Origin of the sequence: Pseudoclavibacter sp. RFBI5 (genome assembly GCF_002931395.1) — a bacterium.
Classification (GTDB): Bacteria; Actinomycetota; Actinomycetes; order Actinomycetales; family Microbacteriaceae; genus Pseudoclavibacter.
This window is the reverse complement of sequence record NZ_PSYA01000011.1, coordinates 94,652-108,232: the sequence shown is the minus strand read 5'-3', so window position 1 is coordinate 108,232 and position 13,581 is coordinate 94,652. Positions and strand designations below refer to the sequence as shown.

The following is a 13,581-nucleotide window of genomic DNA, read 5'->3' as shown; positions in this document are numbered from 1 at the left end:
TTGTCAGTGCCTAGGACGGCATCTGGTCTCTCTCCTCAGCAGTGACGGAATCTTCGTTCTCGGTTTCCGAGAGCACCTCGCTGAGTGCCGTGAGCAGCCGGTCTGCGTGCTGTGACTCGAAGACCATTGGAGGTCGGATCTTGAGGACGTTCTCGTGACGGCCGGACGCGCTGACCAGCACTCGTTTCGCTCGCAGCCCGTTGACGACCCGGTTCGCCAGACCGGGGTCGGGGGTGCCGAAGGGGTGGATGCCACTCCGGACGAACTCGACGGCGAGGAAGAGACCCTCGCCGCGAACCTGACCGAGACGCGGATCCTGGCGTGCAAGTTCGCTCAGTCCGTCCATGAGGACAGCTCCGACGGCTGCCGCGCTCGGAAGAAGCTCACGATCCTCGATCTCATTGAGGACGGCGTTCGCCGCGGCGATACTCACCGGGGTTCCTGCGAAGGTGTTGAAGTACCGGACGTCGCGCCCGAAGGCATCCATGTGCTCGCGTCTGCCTACTACCGCGGAGATGGGGAGGCCATTGCCCATAGGTTTTCCGAGGACGACGAGATCGGGTTCGACGCAGTGCCGAAGGAAGCCCCACCACGCGGATCCCAGCCGACCGAAGCCCGGCTGGACCTCATCGGCGATGTAGAGGCCACCGCGATTGCGAGCGACATCGACCGCAGGCCGCAGAACTCCCTGTGGATGCGTCACGAGACCATCGCTGGAGAGAACCGAGTCGATGATGAGGGCGGAGAATCTCACGCCCCTCCGCTCGAGGAGGGTGATCGCGTCTTCGACGCGCTGCGCGAAGAGCGCGGCCGACGCCCCCTCGTCCGACGGGTCTCGCAATGGGTCGGGCGCGGGCACGGTCACGACGTGGGCTGGGAGCGTGTTGTTCGGCCCGAGGCTGGGCGAGATGGCTGCACTGGCTTGCGTGGTCCCGTGATACGCATTCGAGGTGATGACGACACCGGTCCCGCCGGTGATATGCCGTGCCATTCGGAGCGCGAGATCCACCGCCTCGCTGCCGGTGCACGCGTACACCACCTGTTCCAGGTAGTCGGGAAACAGGGAGACCAGTCGTTCGCTGTAGTCGACGATCTGATCCGTGAGGTACCGGGTGTGCGTGTTGACTTTCCCGAGCTGCTCGTCGACGGCCGCCCGCACTCGCGGGTTCGCGTGCCCGACGGCCGGCACGTTGTTGTACGCGTCGAGGTAGTCGACGCCGTCGGGGTCGAACAGGAGGGCGCCGTCTCCGCGAGCTACCTCAACGGGGCGCTCGTAGAAGAGCCGATAAGGCGCGCCAAGCACTCTCTGCCGCCGCTCGATCAGCTCAGCCGCCCTGCGCCCTACTTCCACGCCAGAGGCGGGGTCGTAGCTGTTCACCATGTGCATCTGACCGGGAAAACCCATGTCGCCTCCTTTGGTCACCAACTCGACTATTGGTCACCAATATTGATACCCTACTCGCATGAACATCACAACCGACGCCGATTCGGCCTCAGCGCACGCATCTGCTGCCGCGGTCGACGAGGTCAACGTCGCCGACGCCGAGATCATCGAGATCCTGCGGACGCGGTTCGAGATCCACGCGTCGGCCGTTCAAGCCGTCGGGGCCGAGAGCGCCGCCGTGTTCCGCGCAGTCGATGACCGAGATACGGCATTCGCCGTCAAGGTCTTCTGGGCCGACGCATCCTCGAGCGCCCCCCTTCGGTGGCACCAGGAAGTCGTCCAGAGGGTCGCGGAAGCGGGGCTCCCGGTCGCCCAGCCGCGACGATCCACTGCCGGAGAGCTCACCGTCGAGGCCGAGACGGGCAAGAGGGCGCTGCTCGTTCAGGTGTCAGACTGGCTGAGCGGAACACCACTGGAACGAGTGCCGATGCGGAAGGAACTGCTCCGCGAGATCGGCCATGTCGCGGCGCGACTTCACCAGTGTCTCCGACTGGAGAGCGCACCGGCCGGACACGGAGAGCACCCGTGGCAGATCACCGAGTCCAGGACGACGATCGAGCGTGCCCTCAAGCGCATTGCGATCCTCACGGACCAGGGACAGCTCCCGGGGACCGCGAAGGAAGTTGCGCGGCTCGAGCGCGCAGCCGACACCGTCTTCACCCTCCTGGCGGAGAGCGTGGCGCCTCGGTTGAGCAGACTCCCAACCACCGTTGTGCATCACGACCTTCACGACTCCAACCTCCTGGTGGGGCCCGGGACCGACCACACGACGATCACCGGCATCCTCGACTTCGGCGATATGGCCCGCAGCATCCGCATCTCGGAACCCGTGATTGCCGGCGCCTACGCTGCGCGTCACTGCGCCGATCCCATGTCGGCCGTGGACGAGGTCATGACCGGATGGTCTGCGTCTGTCCCCGTCACATCGGACGAAGCTGCGGTCGTGCTGCCGCTCGCGGCCGCACGGCTGCTCGCCAACGCCACGGTATGGATGTCACGCCTGGGCACCGCCCGGGGCGACTACGCCGCGCACCGTCGACGCGGTTCTCTCGAGACCGCAGAGGCGCTCCTCCACGCGGTCTAACGACCATGAAGAAGTGCAAGCGTGGCCGCGCCCCGTCCGCGCACCAAGACCCCGAGTGGATCTCGAGACACACCGATCGTCCAGAAAGTGGGAAGCCAATGGATACCCCAAGCCGCGTAGCGATCATCACCGGAGCGGGCAGCGCCGAGGGAATCGGAGCCGCCGTCGCGATGATGCTCGGTCGGGCCGGCATGAAGGTCGTCGTCACCTCAACGACAGACCGCATCCACGAGCGAGTATCCGACCTGCACCGAGCCGATATCGACGCCAGCGGAGTCGTGGCAGACCTCACGGAACAGCGAGGGGTGGATGCTGTTCTCACTGCGGCGCGTGAGAGGTACGGCGTCCCGACCGTCCTCATCAACAACGCAGGTCTCACTTCCGTCTCGCGCGCCGAGCCCACCGCCGCGATCGATGACATCTCCATCGAGCAGTGGCGGAGCGCGCTGGATCTGAACCTCACCACAGCCTTGCGGATGACGCGCGCCGTCATCCCGCACATGCGGGAAGCCGGTTACGGGCGCATCGTGAACGTCGCCTCTCTCTCCGGGCCGGTGATGGCCTACCGGGGAGACATCGGCTATCACGCCGCCAAGGCGGGGATGATCGGCCTGACGCGCGGAACCGCGATCGACGTGGCGGCATCTGGCATCACGGTGAATGCCGTCGCACCCGGGTGGATCTCGACGTCCTCGTCCAGCGATCACGAGCGCTCCATGGGGCGGGCCACCCCGATGGGCCGCTCAGGTTCGGCCGAGGAAGTCGCGTCTGCCATCTGCTCCCTCGCAGGAGCCGGAGCCTCATACATCACGGGGCAACTGCTGCTGGTCGACGGAGGCAATTCGATCGACGAGGAGCGTGGCATGGGATGACCAGAGCGCAGCGACCTGACCTCACACTTCCACTTCACACAGCACCCAAGGAAAAGCCATGACCGACGTCTTCGACTACTTCACACAAGTTGATCTCCCCACCCCGACGCTCTCCGACGAGGAGGTGCAGCGACTGTTCGTGGAAATGTTCGGGATCGAGATCGACGTGCAGGCGCTCGGCAGCCAGCAGGATCAGAACGTCCGCGTCTTCGAGCGGGGGTCGACGCAGCCGCTCGGTGTCCTCAAGCTGAGCAACCCCGTCTTCAGCGAAGCGGAGATCGACATGCAGGATGCCGCGGCGACAACGGTCGCGCAGCGCAGTCCGCAGGTGCGTGTCCCCCGCATCGTCCACGGACCCCGCGGCGCTATGTCGGCGTGGTGGAATTCGTCCCAGGGGCCCATTCACGCCCGCGTCATCGAGAACGTCTCTGGCCGGACGCTCATGGGGTCGTCCTACCTCTCGCCCGCCGTGGTGGAGGGGCTCGGCGCGCTCTCGGGCGCGGTGAGCGCCGCCCTCGCGGACTTCACGCACCCCGCAACGAGCCGTATCCTCCAATGGGATCTGCGTCATGCCGAGCGTGTCATCGATACGCTCCTGCCCCTCGAACCGGATGCCGACATGCGCGGCATCGTGCAGCGCGCCGCCGACACCGCCCGCGCCGCCCTCGCCCCGGTGAAGGCCTCCCTGCCGATCCAGACCGGGCACTTCGATGTCACCGACGACAACGTGCTGCGCGCCTGCGGCGCCACCGTGCCCGACGCGGTCATCGACTTCGGCGACACGTGCGCGTCGTGGCGAGTGGGTGACATCGCCGTCACCGTCTCCTCCGTGCTGCATCACGATGGCGCGTCCCCGGAGAGCGCCTTCCCTGCCATTCGCGCCTTCGATCGCCTGCGCAACCTCACCGATGACGAGCTGACCGCACTGTGGCCCCTCGTCATCCTGCGCGGCGCCGTGCTAGTGCTGAGCGGCCGCGCTCAGGTACGCGTCGACGAGGAGAACGAGTACGCCACCGTCGCACTCGAGCGCGAATTCCAGATCCTCGAGCAGGCGATATCGGTCCCGATCCCCGTGCTGACTGCGGCGACACGCACCGCCCTGGGCCGCCCTAGCGCGCCCGAACGTGCATGGGCGGGCTCGAGCCTCCTCTCGCCCGGGCGGCACGTCGCGCTCGACACCGCCACCGAGTCGCCGCTGAACGACGGCGGAGCGTGGCTCGACACGACGACCCTCGACCAAGCAGCGCAGCACGCACTCGATGCTGGCGCCGGTATCGTGACCGCGCCTGCATGGTCTGCGCGCCTCACGGGCGAGACCGACCCGCTGCCCTCGGCGACCGACACGATCCCGACCGACCTTCTGCTGTGGCTGGCCACCCCGACGCGCATCGACGGCGAGACCGTCGTGGCGGGGGGAACGCTCACATGGAGGTCCGGCGAGGAGATCCTCACGATCTCTGGCGCCTTCGAAGACCTGGCATCGGCTGTTCTGCCCGCGCGCGCCCGCCTGACCCTGCGGCGCGGTATCGACGGGATGATGCCGCCGGAGCGAGTCACACCCGCCCTCGCCGCAGCCTGGCGCGAGGTAACAGGCGACCCAGGAGTCGCGATCGGCCTGCCTTCGGAGACGGCGGCCGACGACGACTCGCTCGCGCGTCGCCATGAGGTGCTCGCTGAGGTTCAGGAGCACTATTACGCCGTACCACCGCGAATCGAGCGAGGCTGGCGCGAGCATCTGATCGACGTGGACGGTCGCGTCTACCTCGACATGGTGAACAACGTCGCCTCAGTGGGCCACGCCCACCCGCACGTCGTCGCGGCGGGCTCGCGGCAGATGCACCTGCTGAACACCAACTCGCGCTTCCACTACCGCGCGATCACCGACTACGCCGAGCGGATCGCGGCGACCTTGCCCGAGGCGCTCGACACTGTCTTCCTGGTGAATTCCGGCTCCGAGGCCACAGACCTCGCCATCCGCCTCGCGATGGCAGCGACGGGTCGCCCCGACATCGTCGCAATGCGCGAGGCCTACCACGGGTGGACCTACGCCAGCGACGCTGTGTCCACATCCATCGCGGACAACCCGAACGCCCTCGCCACGCGCCCCGACTGGGTCCACACCGTGGACGCGGCGAACTCCTACCGCGGAAAGTACCGAGGGGCGGATGCCGTGAACTACGCGCCGGAAGCCGTCGCGGTGATCGACGAGCTCGCCGCCGCCGGTCGCCCCGCTGGCGGCTTGATCACTGAGACGTACTTCGGCAATGCCGGCGGCATCGCACTCCCGGAGGGGTACTTGCGGGAGGTCTACGCGGCGATCCGCCGCCATGGGGGTCTCGCGATTGCCGACGAGGTGCAAGTCGGGTACGGCCGACTCGGCGAGTGGTTCTGGGGCTTCCAGCAGCAGGACGCGGTGCCCGACATCGTGGCCGTCGCCAAGTCCATCGGTGGCGGGCAGCCTCTCGGCGCCGTCATCACGCGCCGCGAGATCGCGGACCGCTACCGCAGCGGAGGGTACTTCTTCTCCTCGACCGGAGGCTCCCCGGTCTCCGCTGTCATCGGCACTGCCGTGCTGGACGTCATCGAGCAGGAGGGCTTGCAAGAGAACGCGCGCGTCGTCGGAGGCCACCTCAAGCGACGCCTCGAGGAGCTCGGCGAGAAGCACGACCTCATCGGCACCGTGCACGGTTCCGGCCTCTACCTCGGCGTCGAGTTCGTGCGTGATCACGAGACGCTCGAGCCCGCCACCGCCGAGACCGCGGCGATCTGCGACCGCCTCCTTCAGCTGGGAGTCATCATGCAGCCCACCGGCGACTACCAGAACGTCCTCAAAGTCAAACCTCCACTGGTCGTCACGCGAGCCTCGGTCGACGTCTTCGTCGACGCCCTCGACCGCGTGCTCACCACCGGATTCTGACCCGACCCACTCATCGGAGAGGCGCGTCTCGACGCCACGAGGTCGCTGCATCCCGAAGCCCGAATCTCACTCTCGTTAGGCAGACCGCTATGCGCATTCCCACCCTTCCGTTCGACCTCCTCCCCTCGGAGGGCTCAGTCTGGGCCGTCACGACCTCAGGTCTCGAAGGAGCCGCCCCTGCCGGGACGGACCTCTTCGTCGATCCCAGTGGGGAGAGCGGTGTCGCCGCGGAGACATTGCTCAATGCCCACACCCTCCTGGGGACCCCACCAGAAGGTGACTTCACGTTCGCTGCCGAGGTGACACCCGAGCTTCGGGCGACGTTCGACGCAGGGGTTCTGCTCGCGTGGGTTGACGACACCAACTGGGCGAAGCTGTGCTTCGAACGTTCTCCGGCGGGAGCGCTGATGGTCGTCTCGGTCGTCACGAGAGGGCTTTCGGACGACGCCAACGGGTTCATCGTGAATGCTCCCGATGTGCGCCTCCGTCTCGCGCGAGTGGGCAGGGTGCTGGCATTCCACGCGCACGACGGGTCTGCATGGCGTTTCATCCGCGCGTTCTCACTGCCGCGAGTGGCGACCGAGTTGTCGGTGGGCTTCGAGGTGCAGAGCCCGACCGGGGACGGATGCCGAGTCTCCTTCGCCGACATCGCGTTCGAGCGTCGGACAGTCGTGGACTTGCGCAACGGCGACTGAACCGCGCCGGCGAACGGCTTGACTGACGTGTGACACGAGGACCTCCGTGGATCGAGTGGGTGTGATGACCCACATCGACCACGGAGGTCCTCGTCCTATCCCGGGTGGCTCAGGCGATCACGCGTACACCGGAGTCGGCGACGGGGACGGGGACGGCGTCAGTCTCGTCGAACTCGACCTCCGGCGGTCGGCGACGGAAGCCGTGGGTGATGACGGCGAGCCAGACGACACCGAGAGCGACCCAGATGAGCCCGACGACGAGCGCAAGACCCGAGAGGCTGAGCCAGAGCCACGCGGTGAGCAGGAACCCCAGCGTCGGCAGCACGCCGAAGCGGAGCACTGCCGCGGCCCCACGGCGGCGTTGGTCGATGAGGAAGTGCTTGATCACCGCCAGGTTGACGAGTGAGAATGCGGTCAACGCGCCGAAGCTGATCACCGAAGCGACGGTGTTGAGATCGGCGACAACGGCAGCGAGTGACACCACACCGACGAACAGCGCGGCGCCGATCGGTGTCTGCCAGCGCGGACTGACCCAGCCGAAGAGGCGGCGCGGCAGCACGCCGTCGCGACCCATCGCGAACAGGATGCGGGCGACGGAGGCCTGGGAGGCGAGCGCCGCGGCGTAGCACCCTGCGATGTAGGTGACCAGGAAGAAGATCTCGAGCCATTTGCCTGCGGCGACCTCCATGATCTGGTTCGCCGCCGCGTCAGGGTTGTCGATGTCCGCGACCGACGGGATCACGAGCGTGGAGACATAGGCGATGACGGTGAAGATGAGCCCGCCGAGAATCGTGGTGATGATGATCGCCCGCGGCACGGTCCGACCTGGGTCGCGCGCCTCCTCCGACATCGTCGAAATGGCGTCGAACCCGAGGAACGACAGCGCGAGGATGGCCCCGCCGGCGAGCAGTCCGGGGAAGGTGAGTCCGGCGTCGTACAGCGGCTGAAGCAGCGAGGCGGTGGGGTTCTGAATCGCGTAGCTGATCGCGCAGACGACGAAGACGGCGGCGAAGATCAACTGCAACCCGACGAGAACGAGGTTGGCGTTGCGCACCACGGCGACGCCGACGACGTTGAGGGCTGTGATCAGCACGACGCTGAAGAGCGCGAACAGCCACGGCGGGACGGCGGGCAGCTGCGCGTTGAGGTAGATGCCGATCAGCACGTAGTTGATGAGCGGGAGCAGGAGGTAGTCGAGCATGAGCGCCCAACCGGTCAGGAAGCCGACGTGGCCGCCGAATGTCTTACGGGCGTACGTGTAGGCGCTGCCCGCACGAGGGAAGGCGGGTACGAGCGCGGCGTAGCTCAGGGCGGTGAAGAGCATCGCGACGAGGGTCACGAGATAGGCGGTCGCAACGTGCCCGTTCGTGGTGACGGCGACCAGGCCGTAGGTGGTGAACACGGCTAGGGGCACCATATAGGCGAGGCCGAAGATGACGAGGGAGGGAATTCCCATCACCCGCTTGAGTGAGGTGTCGGTGGATTTCATGGCAGTCCTGTTCGGGTCAGCGTGCGGCGACCACGGAGGTCGTCTCTGTGAAGGTGCGGATGCCGCGCCGCCACGTACCGCGGACGCGGACGTTGGCAATGGCAGCGGGCTCGATCGAGCGGAGATCGTCGGTGAGCCAGACGAGGTCGGCGGGCATCCCGGGGCGGAGAGCTCCGCGACGGTCCTGATCGCCGCCCTGCCACGCGACGCCGCTTGTGGCGGCGTCGATGGCTTCGTCCACGGTGAGTCGCTCCTGCGGCTGCCATCCCCCAGAGGGGTGGCCGCCCACATCCTGACGGGTGACCGCAGTACGGATACCAGCGAGCATGTCGGGGGCTGCGACGGGCCAGTCGCTGCCGAAGCTGAGGCGCGCACCGGCTTTTTGAGCGGAGTGCATGCGGTACTGCAGTTCGCGCTGCGGGCCGAGGCGTGGCAGCGTGAGATCGGTCATGACGGCGTCTTCGAGCGCCCACTGGGGCTGGAAGCAGATCGTCACGTCGAGGTCGGCGAGGCGCGGCAGATCGGCGGGGTCGATGACCTGCGCGTGCGCGATCGTGAGGCGCCGGCCGCGGCGGAGGCTCTCGCGGATGCCCTCTGCGGCGTCGAGGGCTGCGCGCATTGCGCCGTCGCCGATGGCGTGCAGGTGGACGTCGAATCCGGCGGCGTCGCACGCCGCCACGGCGTCGACGAGCCGCTCTGGCGACCAGTTGGGCAGGCCGCGGGTGAGAGCGTCGTGGTAGCACTCGAGGAGGTGCGCCGTGTGATTCTCGAGGATGCCGTCGACGAAGAACTTCACGGTGCGGCACGTCAGACCCGGGGTGCCATCGATCTCGTCGGCGATGCGTCGCAGCTCGTCGAGCTGAGCGGGCCAGCGGATCGGGTCGGCGCGCAGGGCGAGGTCGGCGTCGACGACGAGTTGGCCGGATGCGGCGGCCGCGAGCCAGGCAGGAACGTCTTCGACCTCGCACCAGGCCTCCTGCACCCAGGTCACCCCGTGTGCCGCGAGGTGCTCGCCCGCCCATGTCAGAGCATCGACGTCGGCGGCGATCGCGGGCTGCGGCGCGTGAGCAAGCACGAGGTCGATCGCCGGGCGCTCGATGAGCGTTCCCAGGGGCGAGCCGTCGGGGCGACGTGCGATGCGGCCCAGCTCCGGGTCCGGGGTCGTCGCATCGACCCCGGCGGCGCGGAGCGCGGCGCTGTTGACCCAGACGGTGTGGTAATCCCACGCATGCAGTACGACGGGCCGGTCGACCCCGTCGAGCCAGCGGGCGTCGAACATCCCGCCTTCCACGATCGTGGCGTCATAGCTCCCCCCTACCAGCCATGGAGCATCCGAGACGGCGGCCCACGCCTGCACGCGGGCGGCGATCGTCTCGACGGTCCTGGCGTCTCGCAGCTCAGGGCCGACGCGCTCGCGCCCGGCGAGGAGTGGATGAGCGTGGCCCTCGCCGAAGGCGGGCAGCAGGAGCCCACCCTCGAGATCGACGTATTCGGCGTCGTCGGGTACAGCGCTGCCCTCGGGCGCGACGACGCCGTCGACGATGATGAGCTGATCGGCGTCCGGCGATGAGCCGTCAACACGGATGGTGCCGTCACGGAACACGGTGACAGTCATAGGAACCTCCTGCTGCCCTCTTGGGCGGTTTCTTGCGGTAAGCGCTGGCGCACTCTGCGCCAGCCGGGAATCGGTGGTCGGCGTCAGCTCGCGCCCGCGGCGGTGTCGAGTGCTGTGTCAGGGGGAGGAGCGAGGGAGGGGGACGCGGCGACCCGGAGCGACCATGCCGGGACGATGACGGGCGTGAAACGGGTGGATGTGCGCATGTGCAGACCTTCTGGACAGGAACGGATGTGAGTCGACTGACATGGAACGGGAGGAGCGTCAGCGTGGCAGTGAGTGAGGCGTGGTCCGAGTGGGGCAGCCCGGGATGAGACGTCTTCGAAGCACCGCCGGGATCCAGCAAATGAAAGCGTTTCATTTGTTGTGGGTTGATAGTAGACCCGCCTACCTAGCCCGCACAACAAGAACTTTTGGACGGATTACGGGCTCATTACGGGCTTGTTTCCAGCTGCACCCGCTGCAGGGGCCGCATTAAAATGAAGGACATTCATTTCAGGCGGAGGCGGGGTTCGTTCTTCAGCTGGCGAACGAGGGAACCAGGCGGAGAGTACGATGAGGCCTCAATGACTCCCGAGATTCCCGAAGCTGCGGGCGAGAGACGAGCACCTCCGCGACCCGCCCGACGCGCGGGTCGCCCCGTCAAACCACTCATCACCGCGGACGGCATCGCCGAGGGCGCCATCGAACTGCTCGATGATGACGGCGACTTCACGATGACGCAGCTAGCGCGCCACTTGGGTGTCGGCACTTCGGCGCTCTACAACCACGTCACCGGCAAAGAGGAAGTGCTCGCTCGTGTCCGCGAGCTGGTCAGCGACCGGATCGACGTCAAGATCTTCGACTCGACCCCCTTCTTCGAAGCGCTGGGAGTCTGGGCGCGGTCATACCGTGATGCCTTCGCGCGTCACCCCGCGACGATCGCGGTCTTCGCCACCACAGCACTGGACGGCGCCGGTCGAACGACAGAGATGTATGAGCGGGTAGTCGGGGCCTTCCTGAGCGCGGGGTGGCCAGAAGAGGACGTTATGACAGCGCTCGTAGCGCTGGAGGACTTCATTCTCGGTGCCGCCTTGGACGCCGTCGCCGCCGACGACATGTTCGAGCTCCGCAGCCCAGACGACGCGCCGACCTTGAGCCGGGTAACCGCTGCAAGCCGGCGCTCCGCATGGGGAGAGGACCCTGCCCTAGCGTCGTTCGAGGCAGGCCTCGACGCGATGCTGACGGGCCTGAGAGCGCGTCTGGCGCGCCTCTGCAGCTGAGCCCAGCTCATCCCACTCCACACTTTGCCCGAGAGGCGATTGGGACATCGAGTTCTTGTGGCAGATCTTGGAGAACCGGATCGCTTCTGAAGAGCACGAGAATTCCTGCGAGACCGCAGCCACCTGACGGACGGCGCGGGCAGACACTATCGAGCATGTGGCACTCCCCTACAGTGCGCAGCACGCAGAGCACCGCGCAATGCCGCGTGAGGTCCGGCGGCCTCGTAGGCTGCGGGTGATCAGGCGTCCCCCGACGCAGCGTCGTGCAGTGTGACGACCAGCTTCTGAGCGGACACGCCACCGCGGAGCGTGTCGATCGCTCCTTGGAGAGCAGAAAGGCCGTCTCCGACAACGTGGGCATTCGGGTAGGCGCGATGCCGGCCCGATGCGAGAGCTTCGGGGAGGTAGCTCCCCCAGATGGCAGCACCAACGGGAGAGGTCGAGATGGCGCTTCCCCAGATGAACGAGGCCCTGATGTTGCGGGCACGGCTGCGTACTTGCAGCAGCGCGCTCCGTGTTCCCAAGCGCAGGAGCAGGCGGATCCGGGCGAGGGAGAGGCCACCTCGACGGGGCTGCTCGTAGAACGACACGGGCGGGCTCGCCATCGCGATCTTCGTCGCGCCGGTCGCCCGAGCGATCTTCAGGCACGGTTCGGCTGACCCCACGGCGATGGCCAGGACACCCGCGACGACGGAACCGTCGACAGCCTCGATGATCCGGTCGACAACGTCCGCGTCGCGGTAGTCGAATGCCGCCTCGGCTCCCAACCTCTTCATCTGTTCGTGGTTGCGGGCAGAGGCAGTCGTGACGACTCGATAGCCGGCCGCTCGGGCGAGTTGAATCGCGTTGCCTCCCACGGCCGTCGCGCCACCCCACACCACGACGACCTCGTCGCGAGTCTCCGGGCTTCCGAGGCTGGAGTAGTCCAACCCCAGCTGCGCGGTTTCGAAGAGCCCGGCTGCCGCCGTGGACAGCGCGAGTGGGAGGACGGCGGCCTCCTCGAACGCCAGTGCGTCCGGGAGAGCCGCGGCAAGATTCGCGTCGACGGCGACGTATGCCTGGAAGCCACTCGCGGACACAGCGTCGCGGCCCTTCTCCAAACCGATCGCGTACGCCGTGACGCGATCGCCGACCTCGAAGGCGCCCACGTCCTTGCCGACCTCGACGACGACACCCGCGACGTCCTCGCCGAGGATCACCGGGTACTGCAGCCACCCGTACATCAGCCGTCCGTTGGACTGGATGATCGCATCCAAGGGGTTCACTGCCAGTGCGCGCACTGCGATCAGCAGCTGCCCCGGCCCCGGCTTGGGTGCGGGTGCGTCTCGGATCGTCAGGTCGGCGTATGGGGCATCGATCCACGCCGCAGTGTTTTCTCTCATGACCGTCCGCTCCCTACAGGTGATGACATCTCGTGCCGTCACTGTACACCTGATGACACCTCATGCCATCATGTTGCTATGCCTCGATGGTCCCCCGACGCCGCACTTCGGCTCGAACGTGCGGCGATCGTCCTGTTCGAACAACAGGGCTTCGCCGCAACGACGGTGCCCCAGATCGCCGCAGCCGCGGATCTGACCACTCGGACGTTCTTCCGCCACTTCGCCGACAAACGCGATGTCCTCTTCCTCCGAGATCGCGAGTTCCCCCAAGCTGTCAGCGACTTCATGAGCTCGGTTCCGCCCGAAACCGCCGGGGCAGCCACCGTGCGCGCGGGACTCGTTGCGGCATCCCGCGGAATTCAGGACTGGCGAGAGTCGATCGCTCGTCGGCGCCTGATCGTCCGCAGCGAGCCGGCACTGCACGAGCGCGATCTCCTGCAGAGCCACCACCTCGCCCTCGCGATCAAGGAGTCGCTGGAGCAACGTGGCACCGCCCCCCGCTGGTCGTGCACGCTAGCCGCTCTTGCCGTGACCTGTTTCGACCTCGCGATGGACCGATGGCTTGCGGGACCCACGGATCGCCCGCTCGAGGAGTGCGTGACGTCGGTCTGGGACGACATGCGCGAGTGCATCAGCGAGTGACGCCGCTCACATCGGATGCCCAAGAGGGAGGACGTGCGTGGCTCCCACCCATGAGCCCGCCTCGGCTCTGCCACGTCGCGAGGTGACTGCGGCAAGGTCGGCTGCGTCATGGGGTGATTCTAGGGACCCGACCCCGAGGCCAGGGCGCCTCGTGCACAGCACAAGACGCCCCAGCTCAC

11 protein-coding genes are annotated in these 13,581 nt (G+C 67.1%); 6 read left to right on the top strand and 5 right to left on the bottom strand.

Features of this window, described 5'->3' with window-relative positions; genetic code table 11:
• Positions 1–10 precede the first annotated feature (10 nt).
• Positions 11–1,405, bottom strand: coding sequence for an aspartate aminotransferase family protein (locus tag C5E06_RS14685; protein WP_258064805.1), 1,395 nt, complete (start codon positions 1,403–1,405; stop codon positions 11–13).
• 58 nt (positions 1,406–1,463) lie between these two features.
• Here C5E06_RS14685 and C5E06_RS14680 point away from each other — a divergent pair, with 58 nt between their 5' ends.
• The 4 genes from C5E06_RS14680 (at position 1,464) to C5E06_RS14665 (ending at position 7,012) form a co-directional block, all read left to right on the top strand.
• Entirely contained in the window at positions 1,464–2,528 is a 1,065-nt protein-coding gene (locus tag C5E06_RS14680; protein WP_104307387.1) for a phosphotransferase, read from the top strand.
• 98 nt (positions 2,529–2,626) lie between these two features.
• Positions 2,627–3,400, top strand: a complete 774-nt coding sequence (locus tag C5E06_RS14675; protein WP_104307386.1) for an SDR family NAD(P)-dependent oxidoreductase — start codon at positions 2,627–2,629, stop codon at positions 3,398–3,400.
• Positions 3,401–3,458: 58 nt separating this feature from the next.
• The gene (locus tag C5E06_RS14670) at positions 3,459–6,317 is read left to right on the top strand and encodes an aminotransferase (RefSeq protein ID WP_104307385.1); all 2,859 of its coding nucleotides are present in this window, start codon (positions 3,459–3,461) and stop codon (positions 6,315–6,317) included.
• An 89-nt stretch (positions 6,318–6,406) separates the two neighbouring features.
• Positions 6,407–7,012, top strand: coding sequence for a DUF1349 domain-containing protein (locus C5E06_RS14665; protein WP_104307384.1), 606 nt, complete (start codon positions 6,407–6,409; stop codon positions 7,010–7,012).
• Positions 7,013–7,121: 109 nt separating this feature from the next.
• On the opposite strand, the gene C5E06_RS14660 is transcribed toward C5E06_RS14665, so the two are convergent.
• From C5E06_RS14660 to C5E06_RS19705, 3 genes are all read right to left on the bottom strand, one after another.
• Positions 7,122–8,501, bottom strand: a complete 1,380-nt coding sequence (locus C5E06_RS14660; protein WP_104307383.1) for an APC family permease — start codon at positions 8,499–8,501, stop codon at positions 7,122–7,124.
• A 16-nt stretch (positions 8,502–8,517) separates the two neighbouring features.
• On the bottom strand, positions 8,518–10,116 hold the full coding sequence (locus tag C5E06_RS14655; RefSeq protein WP_104307382.1) for an amidohydrolase: 1,599 nt from the start codon (positions 10,114–10,116) through the stop codon (positions 8,518–8,520).
• A gap of 83 nt (positions 10,117–10,199) precedes the next feature.
• Entirely contained in the window at positions 10,200–10,322 is a 123-nt protein-coding gene (locus tag C5E06_RS19705; RefSeq protein ID WP_258064808.1) for a hypothetical protein, read from the bottom strand.
• 360 nt (positions 10,323–10,682) lie between these two features.
• Here C5E06_RS19705 and C5E06_RS14650 point away from each other — a divergent pair, with 360 nt between their 5' ends.
• The gene (locus tag C5E06_RS14650; protein WP_104307381.1) at positions 10,683–11,378 is read left to right on the top strand and encodes a TetR/AcrR family transcriptional regulator; all 696 of its coding nucleotides are present in this window, start codon (positions 10,683–10,685) and stop codon (positions 11,376–11,378) included.
• Positions 11,379–11,617: 239 nt separating this feature from the next.
• Here C5E06_RS14650 and C5E06_RS14645 read toward each other — a convergent pair whose 3' ends face one another.
• Positions 11,618–12,760, bottom strand: a complete 1,143-nt coding sequence (locus tag C5E06_RS14645) for a zinc-binding alcohol dehydrogenase family protein (protein ID WP_104307380.1) — start codon at positions 12,758–12,760, stop codon at positions 11,618–11,620.
• 78 nt (positions 12,761–12,838) lie between these two features.
• Here C5E06_RS14645 and C5E06_RS14640 point away from each other — a divergent pair, with 78 nt between their 5' ends.
• On the top strand, positions 12,839–13,402 hold the full coding sequence (locus C5E06_RS14640) for a TetR/AcrR family transcriptional regulator (RefSeq protein ID WP_104307379.1): 564 nt from the start codon (positions 12,839–12,841) through the stop codon (positions 13,400–13,402).
• The last annotated feature ends 179 nt before the right edge of the window (positions 13,403–13,581 follow it).